We start from the raw sequence: 19,350 nt of genomic DNA, 5'->3' as shown, positions 1-19,350 counted from the left end.
TCAACCTCTTGGATGATGAGTGGCGTGCAGGGCTTCCAGACGCGCCTGCGCGACGTGGGTATAGATCTGGGTCGTAGAGAGGTCACTGTGCCCTAAAAGTTCCTGAACGACACGCAAATGTGCCCCGTGATTGAGAAGATGGGTGGCAAAGGCGTGTCTGAGCGTATGCGGCGACAGGGGTTTGCGAATGCCGGCCGTGAGTGCGTGGCGCTTGATGCGGTGCCAGAAGGTCTGGCGGGTCATGAAGTTATCACCGCGGCCCGGAAAGAGCGGGTCACGCGTGATCACCGACATCAAGGCCGGCCGACCCACCCGAAGATAGAGGGTCAACCAGTCGATCGCGGCTTCGCCCATCGGCACCAGTCGCTCCTTGTCGCCCTTGCCGTGCACCCGCACCACCCCTTGTCGCAGGTTAAGATCGTTGACCCGAAGACCCACAAGCTCACTGACCCGAAGACCACAGGCGTACAGAAGCTCGAGCATCGCTCGATCCCTGAGCCCGAGCGGCTCGTCGGTATCGGGCGCCTCGAGCAGCGCGTCGACGTCGGCCTCGTCCAGCGTATCCGGAAGATCGGGTCGCACCTTCGGCATCGCGACCCGACCGACCGGATCATGATCGATGATCGCTTCTCGAAGCCCCCAGCGATAGAACCTGCGAAGACTCGACAGTAGCCGAGCGTTGGAGCGCTCGCTGTAGCCGTGTGCGAGGCGCTCGCTGAAAAAACGCTCAACGTTGTCTTGGCGTGCCTCGAGCAGCAACGCCTGCTGCTGGTCGAGAAAGCGCAGCCAGTGCCTCAAATCGGTGCGGTAGGCCGAAAGCGTATGGGCGCTTGCGCCCCGTTCGAGCCAGAGCGCGTCGAGAAAGGTGTCGATCAACGGATCATGCTCGGCCATTGCCACTCCTTGCGCGTGCGCTTCAAAAAATGCGATGAGCGCATAAAAAAAGCCCCGCGGCAATCATGCCAGCGGGGCCTTGCTGTCGGCCAGTGTTCAAACCGGCCTCGCGTAATGACGCGATTAGGACAGCTTTTCCTTGATGCGTGCGGACTTACCGCTACGCTCACGGAGATAGTACAGTTTGGCCTGACGAACGTCACCGCGACGCTTGACGGAGATGCTGTCAACGACCGGGCTGTACGTCTGGAAGGTACGCTCGACGCCAACGCCGTGAGAGATCTTGCGCACGGTGAAGGCAGAGTTCAGGCCGCGGTTACGCTTACCGATCACCACGCCTTCGAACGCCTGAAGACGCTCGCGGCTGCCTTCGACAACCTTGACTTGTACCACAACGGTGTCACCCGGGCCGAACGCAGGAACGTCTTTGTTCATCTGCTCGTTTTCGATTGCCTGGATCACCTTGTTCTTGCTGCTCATGACTTGCTCCTAAACTGTTCTTTGATGCCCACCGATTAATGCACGGCAGGCGTTGATCCCGGCGCTCGAAAACGCGGGAGTCACCTTGTGGATGACACATCCTGTCGGCTTCACCGAACTCGCCCTGATGTCGACCGCTCACCGGGCTAGGAGGATGCACCGCCGTCGCTGTCTGCGACGTAGTCCTTCTTGAACGCCTCGAGCAGGGAAAGTTCCTCCTTGCCAAGCGTTCGGTCATCGAGCAATTCCGGGCGTCTGAGCCAGGTTCGGCCCAGTGACTGCTTGAGCCGCCACTTGCGAATTTCGCCGTGGTTGCCACTCAGAAGCACGTCCGGAACGCGCTTGCCGTCGATTTCTTCCGGCCGGGTGTAGTGGGGGCAATCCAGCAACCCATCAGCAAAGGAATCCTCCTCGGCCGACCCCTGATGCCCTAGCACTCCCGGCACAAGCCGAGCGACGGCATCAAGCAACACCATGGCCGGTAGTTCGCCGCCACTTAGAACGTAATCACCAACCGACCACTCTTCATCGATGTCGGCCTCGATCACGCGCTCATCGACCCCTTCATACCGCCCGGCGACCAGAATCAGCTTTTCTCGGCCCGATAATTCTCGCGCCCCTTGCTGATCCAGTGTCCGCCCCTGCGGCGACAGATAAATAACGCGCGCAGGCGTGGCGTCCTCGCCGTGATCGAGCGCTGCGGCCCGAGCATCGGCAATGGCTGAGCGCAGCGTGTCGACTTTCATCAACATGCCCGGCCCGCCACCATAGGGCCGATCATCCACGGTGCGGTGCCGGTCAGTGGCGTAGTCGCGAGGATTCCAGAAGCGAACGCTCAGAAGCCCCTTGTCGACTGCTCGCCCGGTCACGCCGTGGCGCGTCAGCGCCTCGAACATGTCCGGAAACAGCGACACAACGCCTATCCACACAGCACACACCCCATCGGATGTTGGCTCCGGCGCATGTTAAAACTCCGGATCCCAGTCCACGGTCATGACGCCCTGCTCCAGATCGATGCGCTGAACCACGCCATCGATATAGGGCAAAAGCCGTTCACGCTTGTCCAGACTGTCCGCATCGCCCTTGACCACCAGTACGTCATTGGCACCGGTTTCGAACAGATACTCGATTCGGCCAAGCACATCGCCGGACACGGTAACGACCGAGAGACCTTCAATCTGATACCAATAGAATTCATCCGTACCGAGCGGCTCGAGCTTCTGAGTAGGCAGCCAGATCGTGGCGCCAGCCAACGCTTCGGCATCGGTGCGTGAATCCACCCCGTCCAGAAACACGACCAGACCCTTGCCCTGCGGGCGCCCCTGGCGAACGCGCATGGGAGTCAACGACTCTCCCGTGCCGACCAGCCAGTCAGGGTACTGAAAGATATTCTCGATGGGACTGGTGTAGGAATACACCTTGAGGCCGCCCTTGACGCCATGGGGGCTTGTCAATGTGCCAAGCTGCACCCGCTCGGAGGCACTCTTGTCACCTTGTACGGACGTCTTCAGGGCTGACATCGATCTTACGCCTCGGACGGCGCGGCTTTGCGAGCTTCCTTGACCAGCTCACGCACGCGGTCAGACAGCTGTGCACCCTGGCTTTCCCAGTGAGCGACGCGGTCCAGATCAAGACGCAGGCGCTCTTCACCACCACGGGCAACCGGGTTGAAGAAGCCAAGACGCTCGATGAAGCTGCCGTCACGCTTGCGGCGCGAATCGGTAACGTTGACTTGGTAGAACGGACGCTTCTTGGCGCCGCCACGAGCTAAACGAATGGTAACCATATCGCTCAATTCCTTTGGTTAAAGACGATCAGGGCAGTTTTTGCCCGGCTGAAACACTCACGTGCCCGCATGATGCGGGCACGTAGGTTTGAGGCCGCCGTATTTTACGGGAAACTTCAAGGCTTGGGAACCACAAGGCAGGCGTTATTTGCGGAAGGAGCCACCCGGGCCTCCGCCCATGGGACCACCCATTTGACCATTACCCATGCCGCCGCTTCCGCCCATCATGGAGCTCATGCCGCGCATCATCTTCTGCATACCGCCTTTCTTGCCCATCTTTTTCATCATCTTCTGCATCTGCTTGTGCTGTTTGAGAAGACGATTGACGTCAGCGATCTGCGTACCGGAGCCGGCACTGATGCGGCGCTTGCGCGAGCCGGTGATGAGCTCTGGCTTGCGGCGCTCTTTCGGCGTCATCGAGTTGATTATCGCCTCGAGCTTGCCAAATTCCTTCTCGCTGGCCTGCCCCTTGGCAAGCTCAGCCATCTGCCCCATACCGGGGAGCTTATCCATCAGGCTGCCCATGCCGCCCATCTGCTTGAGCTGCTGGAGCTGATCGCGAAAGTCTTCAAGATCGAAGCTCTGGCCTTTCTTGATCTTCTTGGAAAGCTGATCGGCCTTTTTCTTATCAACGGTACGCTCGGCTTCCTCGATCAGGCTGAGCACGTCCCCCATGCCGAGAATGCGCGAGGCGATACGGTCGGGATAGAACGGCTCGAGCGCGTCGGTCTTCTCACCGATCCCGAGGAACTTGATCGGTTTGCCGGTAATGTGTCGCACCGAAAGCGCGGCACCGCCACGGGCGTCACCGTCGACCTTGGTCAGAATCACACCGGTCAGCGGCAGCGCCTCGTGAAACGCCTTGGCTGTATTGGCCGCATCCTGGCCAGTCATGGCGTCGACCACGAACAAGGTTTCCTGCGGCGATACCGCCTTATGCAGGTCCTTGATCTCGGTCATCATGTTTTCATCGATGTGCAAACGACCGGCCGTATCGACCAGAACGACATCGTGGAACTTGATGCCCGCATGCTTGATGGCCGCGTTGGCGATATCGACCGGCTTCTGAGAGCTGTGCGACGGGAAGAAGTCGACCCCGACCTCGGACGCCAGCATTTCGAGCTGGTCGATCGCGGCGGGACGATAAATGTCTGCCGAGACCACCAGCACCTTTTTCTTCTCGCGCTCACGCAGGTACTTGGCGAGTTTCGCCACAGAAGTGGTCTTGCCCGCCCCCTGAAGGCCCGCCATCAAGATGACCGAGGGCTGCTTGCGACCGAGCTCGAGTGGCACATTCGCCTCGCCCATGATCGATTCCAGCTCCTGCTGGACGATCTTGACGAACTGCTGGCCCGGCGACAGGCTTTTTGAAACTTCCTGACCCACGGCGCGCTCGCGCACCTGATCGACAAAGGCTTTCACCACCGCCAGTGACACGTCCGCTTCCAAAAGCGCACGACGCACTTCCCGCAGGGTGTCCTTGATGTTGTCTTCGGTAAGTTTCGCCTGCCCGGAAATCGATCTGAGCGTGTGCGACAGGCGATCTGTCAAGCTGTCAAACATAAGCCTCTCCGGCAAGGAAGCACCGCGTGTAACGACGCGACGCCTGGGTAATTTCGTAATTTGCGGCGATTATACGCACATGACGAGACGGCCTCCATGGGTGCGGCGTCGATTGACCGCAATGAACGGGCCGATACGTCGGATGTCTTGGCCTCAAGGTTGCGTTATAGTGGCCTTGACGTAGTTTCCGCCGATCTGTTCGATTCCATAAGGATAACGCTTGTGATACCGGCGCTGCCCTTCGCCCTAGCCGCCACCGTCCTCTATTTCAGTGCAGGCCTGTGGCAAGCCATGGCGCTTGCCCGTCGCGTGGCCTTGAGACCCCACCCCATTCAGTTTCTCGGAGGACTGGGCGCGGTCAGCCATGCCGTTGTCGTGTATTTCTCGATCAACGCCACCCATGGCGTCAACCTGGGCCTTTCCGAAAGTGCATCACTCGCCTGCTGGATGATGGCCGCCCTGTTGATCATCATTAGCCTGTTCAAGCCCATCATCGCAGCCGCTGCGGTACTGCTGCCAATAGCAGGGCTTTCGGTAATGGCCGTGGTGAGTCTTCCGGGCAACATGATCGAGTCCGGGTTCACACCAGGCATTCTGGTGCACATCGCAACCTCAATTCTTGCCTACGCACTGCTCAGCATTGCCGCCGTGTTGTCCATCCTGCTGGCCTTTCAGCAGCACGCACTCAAGAAACACCACCTTCGCGGTATCGTTCAGGTATTGCCGCCTTTGGTACGAATGGAGCGATTGCTGTTCGAGGCCATCGGCTGGGGCATGTTCTTTTTGAGCCTGGCCATCGTTTCAGGCTTTCTGTTCGTCGACAACCTGTTCGCCCAGCACCTGATCCATAAAACGGTACTGTCGCTGATGGCCTGGGTACTGTTCGGCGTCTTGCTCTGGGGGCACCACCAAAAGGGCTGGCGTGGCCAGCGCGCGGTGCGATGGACGCTCGCCGGCAGCGCGCTGCTGCTGATGGCGTACCTGGGCAGCAAGCTTGCCATGACCCTGATTTATTGAGCCGCAGCTCGAGCTGCGGCTTGACAGGCCTGCCCTGAATCCATAAAACCAGCTTCTGCTTTGTTATTGAGGATGCGTAAACGTTGAGCGACGACACTCCGTTAGGGTTGATGTTCACCCTGCTCATACTGCTCATTGCCCTGTCGGCGTTTTTTTCAAGCTCCGAAACCGGAATGATGTCCATCAACCGCTACCGCCTGAGCCATCAAGGCAAGGCCGGTGACAAGGGCGCCAAGCGAGTCTTGAAACTGCTTGGACGACCGGACCGCCTAATCGGCGTTATCTTAATCGGTAACAATTTCGTCAATAACCTCGCCGCCTCGATCGCCACCATCATTGCCATTCACGTCTTTGGTGAGGTGTCCGGCCCGGCCATTTCCACCGCCGTACTGACGTTGGTCGTGCTGATCTTTGCCGAGGTCACGCCCAAAACGCTGGCCGCCGTCAAACCCGAGCGCATCGCCTTTCCCGCCTCGATCATTCTCGAGCCGCTTTTAAAAATACTCTATCCACTGGTGTGGCTGGTCAACGGCATATCCAACGGACTGCTGCGCCTGATCGGCGTCAAGGACGTTTCCGGCGGCGCCTCGAGCCTGACTCGAGACGAGCTTCGAACGGTGGTGCATGAAGCCGGTTCGCTGATCCCCAGACGCCACCAGTCGATGCTGATTTCGATCCTCGATCTTGAAAACGTGACGGTCAACGACATCATGGTGCCGCGCCACGAGGTGGTCGGGCTTGATCTCGAAGAGCCGCTCGAGACCCTGCTTTCGGAAATTCGCTCAAGCCAGCACACGCGCCTGCCCGTGTTCAAGGGCAACATCAATAACATCATCGGCATCCTGCATTTACGCAATGCCGCTCGCTTTCTGTCCAGAAGCGAGGTCACCAAGGCCTCGATCGTGCAGGAGGCCCGCGAACCCTACTTCATCCCTGAATCCACCCCGCTCCATACCCAGCTGCTGAACTTTCAGCAGCAAAAGCGCCGCATCGGCATCGTGGTTGACGAGTACGGCGACATTCAGGGGCTTGCGACACTTGAGGACATTCTCGAGGAGATCGTTGGTGAGTTCACGACTGACGTGTCCGGCACCCATCAGGACATTCAGCTCCAAAACGATGGCAGCTACGTCATCGAAGGCACCGCCAACATCCGCGAAGTCAATAAGGTGCTCGGATGGCAACTGCCAACCGACGGCCCGAAAACGCTCAACGGTTTGATCCTTGAGCAGCTCGAATCCTTCCCGGACGCCACCGCCTGCCTTCAGATCGGCACGACCCGCATGGAGATTCTTGACGTCAAGGACAACCTGATCACGGCAGCCCGCTGCTGGCAGGCCACCCTACGCCGGCCGCCGCGGGAGGAGTCTTGAAACACTGCACGTCAAGGGCTGATTCAGGTTTATTGCAAGCCAAGCCAGTACGCTAGAGCGCTTTAGAAGAAATGGAGCATTCCATGCCTTTTGACGCGCACCAAAACCGATCGGCCCAGCGGGCGCTGATGGCCCAGTTATCGGGGTGGAGCATGGGCATGGCATTTGCGCTGTCATCGCTTACGGTCGCGGCAGCGCCCTGCAGCGCCGGACTTTCTCAAGACGATGTCTTGCACCTCACCCGGTCAGGCCACATCAAGGCATTTCCTGCCATACTGGAAAAAGCACGCCACCACCATAGCGGCAAGCTGCTCGAAGCCGAACTCGAGTGCGATGCCAAGGGGCGCTACGTCTATGAGATCGAACTTCTTGACCAGGACGGCATGGTCTGGGAGCTTAAGTTTAACGCCGTTACCGGCGATTACATTACCGCCAATGAGGAAGAGTAAGTTATGCGGCTTCTTTTGGTAGAAGACAACGTGCCGCTCGCGGACGAACTCAACGCGCTGTTCAGCCGTAACGGATACGCGGTCGACTGGTACACAGACGGCCGCGACGCGGCCAACATGGCCGTGAAGGAACCGTATGACGTCATCGTGCTGGACCTTGGTCTGCCCGGCCGACCGGGCCTGAGCCTTCTTGAGGAATGGCGTGAAGCCGGGCTCGATATTCCAATCCTGATTCTGACAGCCCGCTCGAGCTGGAGTGAGCGCATCACCGGGCTTCGCGCCGGGGCCGATGACTATCTGCCCAAACCGTTTCATCCCGACGAGCTGATCCTAAGGCTTCAGGCACTGGTTCGACGCCGTCACGGTCAACGCCCGTCCCCGACGCTCAACGTCGGCGGCGTGACGCTTGATGAAAACAGCCAGACCGCAATTCGCGACAGCAATGGCACGCCCGTGAGCCTCACCCGCGCCGAATTCGCTATCATGCGCTATTTGATGCACCACCCAGAGCATGTCATTTCCAAGGATCGCCTACTCGATCATTTGTATGACAGTGAGCATGAACGCAATCCGAACGTGGTTGAAGTGCACATCAACCACCTGCGACAGAAGCTCGGCCGGGGCATCATCGTGACCCAACGAGGGCAAGGCTACCGCTTTGGTGGCGACACTACTCCATGATGTCGCTGACGCGTCGACTTGATCTGGGGCTTTTGATTGCAAGCCTTGTGGTCATGCTGCTGCTGTCTCAGGGCAGCGTGCTGCTGTTCGACCACGTCACTCGAAACTACCTGGGCGAACGCCTTCAGGAAGATGCTGAAAACCTGATCGCCACGCCGACGCTCGACGACTTGAAGCACGACCCCAACCCCGAAAGTCTTCGAGCGTCGTTCAATCGCGTCTACTCGGGGCACTACTTCTCGATTCGGATCGACGACGGTCAGGCTGTTCGCTCACGCTCGCTTTGGGACTACCAGATCGGCAAGCACGGCGATGGACTGGTGCCCGGCCTCGCCGACGGCCCGGGCAATCAGAAGCTGCTGGTCTGGAGCGGCACCTACCAGCGCGGCGGCCATACGCTCGACGTAACGACGGCGCTCGATTACACCCCGGTCACCGAACGCCTGTCCTGGCTTCGCTGGTCGATCTGGGGCTTTGGCGGCGCCATGGCAGGCCTTCTGGTACTGATTCAGCGCCGGGTCATCCGACTCGGGCTCAAACCGCTTGACCGCCTGCAGCGCGAACTCGCTCAGCTGCACGAAGGCCAGCGCATGACACTTGAAACCCCGATGCCGGATGAAATCGCACCGGTGGTCACCGAGCTCAACCATCAACTCAGCCGAATCGAACAAGTGCTCAACCGCTCGCGCGACGGGATTGCCAACCTCGGGCACGCTCTAAAAACCCCGCTTGCGGTCATGGAAGCACTACTGGGCCGTGAGGAACTGGATCATCTTCCGGACATCAAGCAGGGGCTACGCCACCGCCTCGATGATATTCACCGCTTGATCGAGCGCGAACTTCAGCGCGCTCGACTCGATACCGGCGAAGTTTCTGCCGCCGCCCGATTCAAGCCGGAAAGCGACCTGCCGCCGCTATTGGACACCTTGCGTGAAATTCATGGCGCGCGGGTCCGGTTTTGCGTGGCGGGCGACCGCCCCGCCTCACTGCCCTGGGACCGCGACGAAGTGCTGGAAGTGCTTGGTAACCTGCTCGATAACGCAGGGAAATGGGCGACCAGCCAGGCGCGTCTGACGCTTTCGACCACCAGTCAGGCGCTAACGCTTCAAATCGATGACGATGGACCAGGTATTGCACCGGAATATCGAGGCGACGTTCTCAATCGAGGCACCCGGCTGGACGAACAGGTAGCAGGCCACGGCCTTGGACTCGGAATCGTTGAACAAATCGTCGGCCATCACGGCGGAACGCTGACGCTCGATGACAGCGAGCTCGGCGGGCTCAGGGCATCGATCACACTGCCCTGGCCTACCTCCTCGACTGCCAAAACCTAGCCTGCCAAAACCTAGCGCGGCTCGCCTGCCGAAACCTAGTGCGGCGGGCGCAAGGGCGGCGTACTTGCATTAAGATCGCCCTCCTCCTTGAGCGCGACGACGCGATCTCTAAGCGCCTCACGCCCGGCATCCGGCGCCATGGCCTCACCAAAATGCAAACACACCTTGGCGCGAACGCGCCGAGGAAAGCCCTTGAAGGGGCCGCCGCCCTGACGTGAGGTCCAGGAGCCCCAAAGCCCCGACAGCGACGCCGGCACGACCGGCACCGGGTCTCGCCGTAGAATCAGGTCAATACCGCGACGAAATTCATGCACCTGACCATCACGAGTCAGACGTCCTTCCGGAAACAGCATCACCACCTCGCCATTGGCAAGCGCCTCACTGACCTGATCAAGCGCACGACGCATCCCCTTTGGGTCGCTTCGTTCGGACTCGACCGGAATGGCGCCTGCCATGCGGAAAAACCAGTTGAGCCAGGGCGACTCATAAATCGGCTTATCCATCAGAAACCGGAGCGGCCTGGAGCTTGCACCGCCCAGTACCAGTGCATCCATGAAACTTACGTGATTGCAGACAATCAGCGCAGGGCCGGTAGCAGGAATGTTGCGTCGGCCGGTCAATCGCAGGCGATACCAGATATGGATCATTAAAAAGATCACGATACGCATCAACGGACGCGGATGACGCGTTGCCACACTGACCGCGATCATCAGCGACAACAGTGACAGCAGGCCGAACAGCAGATTCAAGGACGCCTGAAACACGCCAAGCATCACCAGCCCGAAGACCGCCGCTGCGATCATGAACAGCGCGTTCAGAAGGTTATTGGCCGCGATCATGCGTGCACGCTGATCGTCCGGGCTTCGAAGCTGAATCAGGGTATACAGCGGCACGATATAAAGCCCACCGCCAAGCCCGATCATCATCAACTTGAACAGCATCAACCAGAATGCCCCCATCCCCAGGAGCGCCTCGAGCGACAACGGGGCGCTGGCGAGCGGCTCGGTCAGTGCAAACCATCCACCACCCAGCGCGATAATGCCCGCCCCGAGTGGCACCAGGCCGATTTCGAGCCGGCCAGCCGACAGACGCGCGCAGACGAACGAGCCGAGCCCGATTCCGACAGCGAACGCCCCCAGTAGAAAGCTGAAGGCCTTTTCAGGACCCATTACCACATCCTTGGTCCACTGCGGCAATTGGGTGAGGTAACAGGTACCGAGAAACCAGAACAGGCTTATGCCCACCAGCGCCTGGAAAATGCCACGCGCATGCCAGGCATCGCGCATGACCGAGACCGACTCGCGAATCGGGCGCCATACGATGGACTGTTTTTGCGCCGGCGGCGCCGAGGGAATGGCGTGGCTGATCATGACGCCCACCAGCGCGACCGACCAGAGACACAGCGCCGGCAGCCAGCCACCCCCATCACCGCTGATGACAAAGGCCGAAGCCAGCGTGCCAAAAAGAATGGCAAGAAACGTACCCATCTCGACCCAGGCGTTGCCACCTACCAACTCATGCCGGCCTAGATGCTGCGGCAGGATTGCGTACTTGACCGGCCCGAACAGCGCCGACTGTACGCCCATCATGAACAAAAGCCCGAGAAGCGCAGCGTACGAATCGGTCAACAGCGCCCACGCCGCCCCGGTCATGGTCATAAGCTCCAGCCACTTGAGCCCGACGATCAATTGACGCTTGTCGAGAGCATCGGCAAGCGTTCCGCCAAGAGCGGAGAACAACAAAAACGGCAGAATGAACAGGCCAGCGGCCAGATTGTTGACCGTACCGGCGTCCCAGCCCCGTTCGGGCACGGCCACGAACGTGACCAGCAAAAGCAACACGTTCTTGAAAAGATTGTCGTTGAAGGCACCCAGCGCCTGCGTCCAGAAAAAAGGCGCAAATCGCCGGTGAATCATCATGTCAGCGCTCACGCTCACTCCTTGTGGTAACGCAACCCCTTGATGATGGTGCCCAGGAGTTTATCCAGGAGTTCATCGACTTCAAGCGGCGCACCCTCCCACGAGCCAAGGCGTCGCGCTAGCCCAAGCTGCACCAGGCCGTGTACGCTCCCCCACAGCGAACGAGCCATGCGGTTGGCTTCAATAGCGGCCAGATCCGGCTGTATCTCGCGAAGCGTCTGCTCGACGCGAACGAACAATTGTTCGATCATCATATTCTGACGCTGATCAAGCTCGCCCTCCTGGGCCAGCGGATGCTCGAACAGAAGCTGCCACCGATAGGGGTGCTCATGCGCGAACTGCCAGTAGAACTTGGCCAGACGATGAATTCGTTGCCCCGGATCAGCGCAGGTATAATCGGCATCGATGCGCTCGCGCAGATCGTTGAGCGTGTCGATATTGACGTATTGAAGCAGATTGCTGAAGCTGCCATAGAGCTTTAAAAGCGTGCTGGGGGCACACCCGACTTCTCGGGCGATCGAGCGAAGTGACAATGCGTGAATCGGTTGTGTCTTGAGCCATTCATCGCATGCCGCCATCACTCGCGCATGCAGCTCCTCAGGCGCATGCTGTCGTGGACGGGCCATTGCATTCCCCTAGTATAATTATCATCGAACAGCGTTTTCATACAGCATATCGCTCCGTTACCTAAACGCAAGCGCTTTGTGCGCTGGGGTAACGCAACCCCCTTATCATGCAAGGAAGTGTTATGGCAGGCCGACTTTGGGTGGGCGATTTCGCACTGCCCTCAAGCCTTTCGCCGCTTAATGTGCGCCACCCGCGAAGAGAAAGCCCCAATATGGCGCCGCGTCAGCCAATCACCGTTGTGCGCAGACTCGATGAGGGCCTGGTCCAGGACGAATGCTTCTGGGGGCTGACGCCCTCCTGGCTCAAGGTACTCGATCACGCCCCGCACTGCGCGCGGGCCGAATCCCTGTTCGAGCGCGCGATGTTCAAGGAAGCGATCGCCACACGCCGCTGCCTGATTCCGGTCTCCGGCATTTATGTGTGGAAACCGCAGCCCAAGCGCAAGCAGCCCTTTTTAGTGGTTCACGCCAAGCGTCGTCCTCTCCTTTTGGCCGCGCTCTGGACTCGGTTCGAGCAATCGGTCGTACAACAGGACAGCTGCGCTCTAATTACCGTGCCAGCAATCGACCATCTTGACGCGTTAACGGACCGTCTACCGGCGATGATCGCGCCCCACGCGGCCCGCAAATGGCTTGACCCAGAGCTCGAGCTGTCCCACGTCTCTCAGATGCTTGCCCGCCCTTATCCGGAACCGATTGGCGCCTACCCGGTCTCAACACTGGTCAATGATCCCGCCCATCAGGATCGACAATGCACACACCCGACCGGCCCGTTCATCACCGATGCATCCTCATGAGCTCTAGAGTGACCCAACTTCGCTCCACACGTATCGCGGCGCTATTGAGCCTTTGGCTTGGCTGCACCGCGGCTGCGCACGCAGACGCGATCCATAAAAGCCCGAACGACCCGAGGGAGTATCGCGCCTTCACACTCGATAACGGCGTGCACGTCATTACCGTGCACGACCCGAACGCCGAACGCGCGGCGGTCGCCATGAACGTCGATGTCGGCAGCAAGGAAGACCCAAACGCGCGACCAGGTCTTGCGCACTTCACCGAGCATATGCTGTTTTTAGGCACCGACGCGCACCCGACCCCGGACGGGTTCGACGCGTTCATCAGCCAGCATGGGGGCGACAACAACGCCTACACCTCGCTGACCGACACCAATTACCACGCAACCATCGAGCCCGATGCGCTGGAGCCGCTGCTGGCCCGATTCGGTGAATTCTTCGCAGCGCCTCGACTCGACGCCGACCACGTCGACCGAGAACGCCACGCCGTCAACGCCGAATACCAGATGCGCCGCCACGACGACCACGCTCGGATGCGCGATGTGCTCTCGCAGCGCATGAACCCGGAGCATCCGGCCAGTCGGTTCACCATTGGCTCGCTCGACACGCTCAGCGGCCCGCCAAGTGAACTCCGAGGCGCGGTCGAGCGCTTTTTCACGCGCTACTACCGGGGTAAAAACATGACGCTCGCGATCAGTGGCCCGCAGCCTTCCCACCGCCTCGAACAATGGGCACGGCACTATTTCAGCGCCATCAGGAAGGCATCTCCGCAGCACCTGGACGATACGCGCACGCCGCTGCCATCGCTGATGGCTGAAAACGCCCTGCCTCAGGCACTTCGTGTGAAGACACTGGAGCAGCAGCGGCAGGTGCGCTTTCTATTTCCGATTCAGGATCCAACGCAATCGCCGACCGACAACGCGGTCTCCTACATCGCCAGTCTGATCGGCGACGAAGGCCCCGGGAGCCTGCTGGCCGCCCTGAAAGCGCGCGGCTGGGCCAATGCACTGTCGGCCGGCACCGTGTCAAGTGACGGCACCAATGCGTTTTTCTCCGTGCGCGTCGCCCTGACCGCCGAGGGCGCCCGGCATATTGCCCACATTCAGGCCAGCATGTTCGAGGTTATCCAGCGCATCGAGCATTCAGGGCTTGACCGCTGGCGCCTGAACGAACAGCGCCGCCTGACGGATCAGCAGTTCACGTTCGAATCACTGCCAAGCCCAAGCGCACTGGTGGGCTACCTATCGAGCGCGGCAGGCACCTATACCGACAAAAACCTTCGCCGCGGCCCCTACATCACCGGTGACTTCAATGCCCCGCGCCTTCGAGCGGTGCTTGCCAGGCTGCGGCCCGACCGTCTCCTTCGCATCTACAGCGGACCCGAGGTCGACGGTGACCGCCAGAGCCCCTGGTTCGACACGCGCTATCAGGTCGTACAGGCGGCCCACTGGCAAAAGGCCGACGCCCTGTCAGGGCTTTCGCTTCCGATGCCGAACCCCTACATCGCGACCGACCTGACCCAGCAGGCGCTCGAGACGACACCACCGACACAGCTTTCGACACCTGAGGGCATGACGGCCTGGTATCACGGCACAACCCGATTCAGTACGCCCAAAAGCAGCTGGCATCTAAGTCTTCAAAGCCCGCTGACCAGCCAAAGCGCGCGCGGACAAATGGCAACAACCCTGCTCAGCCAATGGTTGATCGATAGCCTTGGCCGAACCCTCTATCAGGCCTCGCTCGCCGGCCAATCGATCGGCGCTTACGCGCACGCGCGCGGCCTGACGATTCAGGTCGAGGGCTGGCGCGACCGCCAGGACGTCATTCTGGGCACTCTGATTCATCAACTTAAACAGGGTGAACTAACTGACACCGACATCGCACGTCTCAAGCAGAATCTGCTCGACGGGTTCGAGAGTCAGGCGCAGGCACCTGCCTATCAACAGCTTCAGCAGCGCATGACTCAGACAGGCCTTTCGCCCGCCTTTTCGACCGACGAGCAGAAAGCCGCGCTGAGCGCACTGACGGCTGAGGACCTTCGCGCCTTCAGAATTCAATTTCTTGAGCGCCTGCATCTGGATGCGCTGACGGTCGGAAACCTGACCCGGCCACAGGCCGAGCACACACTGGGGATGATTCAAAAACGGCTCCGGCCAACGCTTGGCTCTAACGCCATCCCTTCACTTGCCGCAATGCGCCCGACCCAAGCCCAGCCTCCCTGGTCGGTACCGGTCAAGGACCCCAATCATGCGGCACTGACGTATCTGGTCTGGCCTGACGCCAATGACACCAGTCGTGCGGCGGCGGCGGTCCTTGGGGCATGGCTTGAAAGCCCGTTCTACAGCACGCTCAGAACCAGGGAACAACTGGGGTATCTGGTGTCGGCTGGGTATCAGCCGTTGATCGACGTCCCGCGTCTGGCGTTTGTGGTGCAATCCCCCGAGACCTCGGGCATTGATCTATCACATCGCATCGACCGTTTCATCGACGCTCAAACCCCGCCAGCCACGCCCGCAGAGCTTGCGCCCTTCAAGCAAAGCGTGATTCACGCATTGAAGCAGCCTGCGCTTACCCTGTCGGAACTGGCCAATCGGCACTGGCAGGCGCAGGCGTTTGGTCAGCTCGGTCACGACCCACGAACGCGCCTGATCGACGCAGTCAATGCGCTGACACCGGCCACGCTCCAGCACGAATGGAGTCAGGTGGTGCGCGAACCAGCGTTCAAACTGGTCGCCGACCCCGCCGGCTCAAACACAAAACTGCAGACCCCGCCGCCTCCGGCCTGGGCCGCCATCGACGTCATACCTGAAGCACCCTCGAAAACACGGGAGATCACGGAAACGGCCCATGAGGCCGCCTTGAACATCACGAGCCCCTAACCGCATAGAGCGCGCCAATTGGCGCGCTCTATGCGGCTTGATACCACCGTAAGGCTTCGTCGAACGCAAAGGCTTAGCCGAACGCGTCTTCCGGCATCATCGCCTCGACGTAAAGCACGATCTCTTCGAGAATATGGCGCTTGCTCTCTTCGAGTTCACTCTGGTTGTAGCGCTCGATCAACCGGGCGAAATCCCTGAGCGTTAGCGACGAGAGCTGCGGCGAATTCATGCGCTCCCAGCGAAAGCGATCCCACTGGGCCTTTTCCTCGCCAGAAAGCGTTTCGGGGTAGTTGCGCGCCCGGTAACGAAAGAGCATTTCTTCAAGGCGCGGGTCCTGAAACGAGGGCGACCACTGAGCCAACGCCTCCGGTTCTGCTTCACGCACTTTCGCCATCTCGCGCTTGTCGGTGCTGCCGAAGAATGCGCCCCCATAGAGCATCAGGTCCGGATCCTGCACCGAATCCCCCGGCGGCTCACTGAAGACCGCCCGTGCCTTCTCGGCCACATCGGTTCGCCCAGCCAACCCCTGCCAGTGCTGCTCGGCCGTAGCCTTATCGATCGAGAGACGCTCGGCGGCGCGTTCATCGACCACCGAGATCGGCATTACCACCGGCGAGCGGTTGATGTGAATCACCTTGAGTGGAATGCGGGTGGTGCCTTCACTCAACTCCTCGGCGCTTGCGAACACGCGCGCCCGGATGTCATCGGCAGAAAGCTCGAACAAGGGTGCCGGATCGACGGCAAGATCATAGACGATCACGCCGTTGGGGTTGGTCGGGTGCTTGGCCAGCGGCACGATCAAGGCGCTGCAGCCTCGTGCTGCCGGGTAGCGTCTCGAGATATGAAGCATCGGCTTCTGGCGCGTGATATCGAGCTTCTCAGACACCACATGCTTGCTCTTGAGCGACAGAAGGTAGTCAAAAAGCTTGGCGTTTTTTGCCTTCAAAAGCTTGGCAAGCTCGATGGTTGCATAGACATCCGCCAGCGCGTCGTGGGCATTGCCGTGATCGATGCCGTTGGCGGCGCTCAGGTGCTCAAGCTTGAAGCTCGGCACGCCCGGCTCACGCTCAGGCCATTCAATTCCATCAGGCCTTAACGCATAAAAGGCCCTGACCGCATCGATCAGATCCCAGCGGGAATTGCCGTTTTGCCACTCGCGGGCATAGGGGTCGATGAAATTACGGTAAAACAGGTGCCGGCTGATTTCATCGTCGAAGCGCAGCGTATTGTAGCCCAGGGCGCAGGTGTTCGACGTCTGCATCAATTCATTGATGCGGCCAGCAAACTCGGCCTCCGGCATGCCTTCACGCCGCGCTTTCTGGGGCGTGATACCGGTCAGCAGACAGGCGTCCGGATGCGGCAGGTAGTCGTCCGCCGGCTGGCAGTACCAAATGACAGGCTCTCCGATAACGTTGAAATCATCATCGGTTCGAATCGCGGCAAACTGCGACGGCCGATCCCTGCGAGGGTCGGCGCCGAAGGTTTCATAGTCGTGGAACAGGAAACTCGAAGTCACCCGGCCTCCTTTCGATGCATCAAAGGGTCAGGTGTCGTCCTTGCTGTTGGGCAAGGTCACGTTGAGTTCGAGAATGGAACAGTCATCTTCGCTGTCGAGCGTGATGTTCACCGCATCCTGATCCACGGACACGTAGCGTCGAATGACTTCCAAAAGCTCCTGCTCAAGCATCGGCATGTAATCAGGCTGCCCACGGTGGCCCCGTTGATGGGCCACGATGATTTGAAGGCGCTCCTTGGCGACCGATGCGGATTTCTTGCGCTCTCGCTTGAGAAAATCGAGAAGTTTCACCGGCGCCCTCCAAACATTCGACTCAGGAAGCTTTTCTTCTGCGCTTCGTGGAATCTAAGCGGTACATCTTCGCCCAAAAGCCGAGACACCGTGTCAGCGTAGGCCTGGCCTGCATCGCTGTCATCGTCATGGGTGACCGGCACGCCCTGGTTCGAGGCGCGAAGCACCGCCTCGGACTCAGGAATCAGGCCGAGCAGCTTGATGGAGAGAATTTCGGTGATGTCGTTGAGGTTGAGCATGTCGCCATGATCGACGCGGTGCGGGTTGTAGCGCGTGATCAGAAGATGCTCCTTGACCTGCTCCTTGCCCTGCTCGGCCAGACGTGTCTTGGACCCCAAAAGCCCGAGGATGCGATCGGAGTCGCGCACCGAAGAGACTTCGGGGTTGGTCACGACGATGGCTTCGTCAGCGTAATACATGGCCAACTGCGCGCCGCGCTCGATGCCGGCGGGCGAGTCACAGATGATGTAATCGAATTCGTCTTTCAGGTTGTTCAAGACCTGCTCGACGCCTTCCGGTGTCAGAGCATCCTTGTCACGCGTCTGAGAGGCGGGAAGGATGAACAGGTTTTCGGTGCGCTTGTCGCGAATCATCGCCTGATTGAGCGTGGCCTCGCCCTGGATGACATTGACCAGGTCATAGACGACCCGACGCTCGCACCCCATGATCAAGTCGAGGTTACGAAGGCCCACGTCGAAATCGATCACGATTGTCTTGTTGCCACGAAGCGCCAGACCTGTCGCGATGGCTGCCGCGCTGGTTGTTTTACCCACTCCGCCCTTGCCGGAGGTCACTACGATAATCTTAGCCAAAATCACATTCCTATGCTGACGTTAAACGCGATGACGGCTGGCCAAACGCCAGCGTCGGGCTCACAGCGCCTCAATATGTAAATGGTCTTTTTCCAGATAGACCTGAATGGCCTTGCCAAGCAGCACCGGGTCGATGTCCTCAAGCCGCTTGTAGTTGCCGCTGACGGAAAGAAGCTCGGCGTGAAGCTCGTGACAGAACACGCCCACGTCGGTGTCTCCATGAATGCCTGCCAGCGCCCGACCGCGCAATGGGCCATAAACGTGGATGCTGCCTGCGGCGAGGATTTCCGCACCGGCATTAACCGCACCGACCACGACAAGATCCCCTTCCGGTGCACTGATTTGCTGACCGGAGCGCACGGTGCCGCGGTAGACTCGGCCCCCATGGGCCACGAGGGTTTCCGCCGCCACAGGCTCGGCAACAGCGGGCTCGGCATCTGGCACCGGGGCGAGCGTGTGCGTACGCGCCTCAACCGGTGGAAACCAGCCAAGCCCGAGCGCCCACGCCGATTGTTTGGCGCTTTCACCGCCGCCGCGCACGGCCACCGGCAACAGCTTATGCGACCGACAGATCGCGCAGAGCCGCTCAAGGGCCAGGTTCGGTCCATCGACCTTCTCGACGCTCAACACCACCGGAGTGTGCTGGAAAAACGCCGGAGACTGACTGACCTTGCCACTGAGCTGAGCCTCGACCTCCTCGGGGTTTGCACTGGACAACTCCATGACCGTCATCGGCAACATACCGCCTTTAAAGGTGAAGGCCGTATTTTCTCTGTCCACGTTAAGGCTCATGCCATGCTCCACGTTGGCTGACGTTTTTCATATCAAGGCCCTGCCCTGCGTGCTTTTGGCGGCTAACGCTATAGGCAAGTCCCTGCAAACGCAATCGATGATACGGCCTCGGCAGAACAATGTCAGGTGTTGCCAGCATGCGAC

General features: G+C 59.9%; 19 protein-coding genes. 7 read left to right on the top strand and 12 right to left on the bottom strand.

The window, feature by feature from the left end:
• The 6 genes from xerD to ffh form a co-directional block, all read right to left on the bottom strand.
• Entirely contained in the window at window positions 1-894 is an 894-nt protein-coding gene (gene xerD / locus NAT23_RS13285; RefSeq protein ID WP_251929073.1) for a site-specific tyrosine recombinase XerD, read from the bottom strand.
• 123 nt (window positions 895-1,017) lie between these two features.
• Window positions 1,018-1,374 carry a 50S ribosomal protein L19 gene (gene rplS, locus NAT23_RS13280; RefSeq protein WP_251594314.1) on the bottom strand — a complete coding sequence of 119 codons (357 nt, stop codon included), beginning with the start codon at window positions 1,372-1,374 and terminating at the stop codon, window positions 1,018-1,020.
• A 146-nt stretch (window positions 1,375-1,520) separates the two neighbouring features.
• Window positions 1,521-2,303 carry a tRNA (guanosine(37)-N1)-methyltransferase TrmD gene (gene trmD, locus NAT23_RS13275; RefSeq protein WP_251929071.1) on the bottom strand — a complete coding sequence of 261 codons (783 nt, stop codon included), beginning with the start codon at window positions 2,301-2,303 and terminating at the stop codon, window positions 1,521-1,523.
• A 36-nt stretch (window positions 2,304-2,339) separates the two neighbouring features.
• Window positions 2,340-2,894: a ribosome maturation factor RimM gene (gene rimM / locus NAT23_RS13270; protein ID WP_251929069.1), complete on the bottom strand. Its 555-nt coding sequence runs from the start codon at window positions 2,892-2,894 to the stop codon at window positions 2,340-2,342.
• Between the two features lie 5 nt (window positions 2,895-2,899).
• On the bottom strand, window positions 2,900-3,160 hold the full coding sequence (gene rpsP, locus NAT23_RS13265; protein WP_251594320.1) for a 30S ribosomal protein S16: 261 nt from the start codon (window positions 3,158-3,160) through the stop codon (window positions 2,900-2,902).
• A 144-nt stretch (window positions 3,161-3,304) separates the two neighbouring features.
• On the bottom strand, window positions 3,305-4,723 hold the full coding sequence (gene ffh / locus NAT23_RS13260; protein ID WP_251929066.1) for a signal recognition particle protein: 1,419 nt from the start codon (window positions 4,721-4,723) through the stop codon (window positions 3,305-3,307).
• A gap of 96 nt (window positions 4,724-4,819) precedes the next feature.
• On the opposite strand from ffh, the gene NAT23_RS13255 reads away from it, so the two are divergent.
• From NAT23_RS13255 to NAT23_RS13235, 5 genes are all read left to right on the top strand, one after another.
• A complete protein-coding gene (locus tag NAT23_RS13255; RefSeq protein ID WP_251929064.1) occupies window positions 4,820-5,740 on the top strand; it encodes a cytochrome C assembly family protein in 921 nt (306 codons plus the stop codon).
• 83 nt (window positions 5,741-5,823) lie between these two features.
• Entirely contained in the window at window positions 5,824-7,113 is a 1,290-nt protein-coding gene (locus tag NAT23_RS13250; RefSeq protein ID WP_251929062.1) for an HlyC/CorC family transporter, read from the top strand.
• Between the two features lie 83 nt (window positions 7,114-7,196).
• Complete coding sequence (locus tag NAT23_RS13245) at window positions 7,197-7,562, top strand: PepSY domain-containing protein (protein WP_251594328.1); 366 nt, start codon at window positions 7,197-7,199, stop codon at window positions 7,560-7,562.
• Window positions 7,563-7,565: 3 nt separating this feature from the next.
• Window positions 7,566-8,243 carry a response regulator transcription factor gene (locus tag NAT23_RS13240; protein WP_251594330.1) on the top strand — a complete coding sequence of 226 codons (678 nt, stop codon included), beginning with the start codon at window positions 7,566-7,568 and terminating at the stop codon, window positions 8,241-8,243.
• A complete protein-coding gene (locus NAT23_RS13235) occupies window positions 8,240-9,577 on the top strand; it encodes a sensor histidine kinase (RefSeq protein ID WP_251929060.1) in 1,338 nt (445 codons plus the stop codon). Before NAT23_RS13240 ends, NAT23_RS13235 begins: the two co-directional genes overlap by 4 nt.
• A gap of 35 nt (window positions 9,578-9,612) precedes the next feature.
• Here NAT23_RS13235 and NAT23_RS13230 read toward each other — a convergent pair whose 3' ends face one another.
• Both NAT23_RS13230 and NAT23_RS13225 read right to left on the bottom strand, forming a co-directional pair.
• Entirely contained in the window at window positions 9,613-11,508 is a 1,896-nt protein-coding gene (locus NAT23_RS13230; protein WP_251929058.1) for an MFS transporter, read from the bottom strand.
• A 2-nt stretch (window positions 11,509-11,510) separates the two neighbouring features.
• The gene (locus NAT23_RS13225) at window positions 11,511-12,122 is read right to left on the bottom strand and encodes a TetR/AcrR family transcriptional regulator (RefSeq protein WP_251929056.1); all 612 of its coding nucleotides are present in this window, start codon (window positions 12,120-12,122) and stop codon (window positions 11,511-11,513) included.
• 122 nt (window positions 12,123-12,244) lie between these two features.
• On the opposite strand from NAT23_RS13225, the gene NAT23_RS13220 reads away from it, so the two are divergent.
• Together NAT23_RS13220 and NAT23_RS13215 are read left to right on the top strand one after the other, a co-directional pair.
• Window positions 12,245-12,919: an SOS response-associated peptidase gene (locus tag NAT23_RS13220; RefSeq protein WP_251929054.1), complete on the top strand. Its 675-nt coding sequence runs from the start codon at window positions 12,245-12,247 to the stop codon at window positions 12,917-12,919.
• An 8-nt stretch (window positions 12,920-12,927) separates the two neighbouring features.
• The gene (locus NAT23_RS13215; protein WP_251929052.1) at window positions 12,928-15,795 is read left to right on the top strand and encodes an insulinase family protein; all 2,868 of its coding nucleotides are present in this window, start codon (window positions 12,928-12,930) and stop codon (window positions 15,793-15,795) included.
• A gap of 73 nt (window positions 15,796-15,868) precedes the next feature.
• Here NAT23_RS13215 and sbcB read toward each other — a convergent pair whose 3' ends face one another.
• The 4 genes from sbcB to minC are packed head-to-tail and all read right to left on the bottom strand — an operon-like array spanning window position 15,869 to window position 19,206.
• Complete coding sequence (gene sbcB, locus NAT23_RS13210; protein ID WP_251929050.1) at window positions 15,869-17,311, bottom strand: exodeoxyribonuclease I; 1,443 nt, start codon at window positions 17,309-17,311, stop codon at window positions 15,869-15,871.
• A gap of 27 nt (window positions 17,312-17,338) precedes the next feature.
• Window positions 17,339-17,602 (bottom strand): cell division topological specificity factor MinE, encoded by a 264-nt coding sequence (minE, locus tag NAT23_RS13205; protein WP_251594343.1) that lies wholly within the window; start codon window positions 17,600-17,602, stop codon window positions 17,339-17,341.
• Window positions 17,599-18,414: a septum site-determining protein MinD gene (gene minD / locus NAT23_RS13200; RefSeq protein WP_251929048.1), complete on the bottom strand. Its 816-nt coding sequence runs from the start codon at window positions 18,412-18,414 to the stop codon at window positions 17,599-17,601. The genes minE and minD overlap by 4 nt, the downstream gene beginning before the upstream one ends.
• A gap of 60 nt (window positions 18,415-18,474) precedes the next feature.
• Window positions 18,475-19,206, bottom strand: a complete 732-nt coding sequence (gene minC, locus NAT23_RS13195) for a septum site-determining protein MinC (protein WP_251929046.1) — start codon at window positions 19,204-19,206, stop codon at window positions 18,475-18,477.
• Between the last annotated feature and the right edge of the window lie 144 nt (window positions 19,207-19,350).

It is taken from the genome of Larsenimonas salina (assembly GCF_023736155.1).
GTDB lineage: Bacteria > Pseudomonadota > Gammaproteobacteria > Pseudomonadales > Halomonadaceae > Larsenimonas > Larsenimonas salina.
Note: the sequence above shows the minus strand (reverse complement) of the source record. Positions and strands in the feature narration are given on the sequence as shown.

Excerpts from the sequence above, each read along its gene's own strand:
- xerD (WP_251929073.1), bottom strand. The coding sequence starts at position 894 with ATGGCCGAGCATGATCCGTTGATCGACACCTTTCTCGACGCGCTCTGG.
- rplS (WP_251594314.1), bottom strand. The coding sequence starts at position 1,374 with ATGAGCAGCAAGAACAAGGTGATCCAGGCAATCGAAAACGAGCAGATG.
- rimM (WP_251929069.1), bottom strand. The coding sequence starts at position 2,894 with ATGTCAGCCCTGAAGACGTCCGTACAAGGTGACAAGAGTGCCTCCGAG.
- rpsP (WP_251594320.1), bottom strand. The coding sequence starts at position 3,160 with ATGGTTACCATTCGTTTAGCTCGTGGCGGCGCCAAGAAGCGTCCGTTC.
- ffh (WP_251929066.1), bottom strand. The coding sequence starts at position 4,723 with ATGTTTGACAGCTTGACAGATCGCCTGTCGCACACGCTCAGATCGATT.
- NAT23_RS13255 (WP_251929064.1), top strand. The coding sequence starts at position 4,820 with ATGGGTGCGGCGTCGATTGACCGCAATGAACGGGCCGATACGTCGGAT.
- NAT23_RS13245 (WP_251594328.1), top strand. The coding sequence starts at position 7,197 with ATGCCTTTTGACGCGCACCAAAACCGATCGGCCCAGCGGGCGCTGATG.
- NAT23_RS13240 (WP_251594330.1), top strand. The coding sequence starts at position 7,566 with ATGCGGCTTCTTTTGGTAGAAGACAACGTGCCGCTCGCGGACGAACTC.
- NAT23_RS13235 (WP_251929060.1), top strand. The coding sequence starts at position 8,240 with ATGATGTCGCTGACGCGTCGACTTGATCTGGGGCTTTTGATTGCAAGC.
- NAT23_RS13225 (WP_251929056.1), bottom strand. The coding sequence starts at position 12,122 with ATGGCCCGTCCACGACAGCATGCGCCTGAGGAGCTGCATGCGCGAGTG.
- NAT23_RS13220 (WP_251929054.1), top strand. The coding sequence starts at position 12,245 with ATGGCAGGCCGACTTTGGGTGGGCGATTTCGCACTGCCCTCAAGCCTT.
- minC (WP_251929046.1), bottom strand. The coding sequence starts at position 19,206 with ATGAGCCTTAACGTGGACAGAGAAAATACGGCCTTCACCTTTAAAGGC.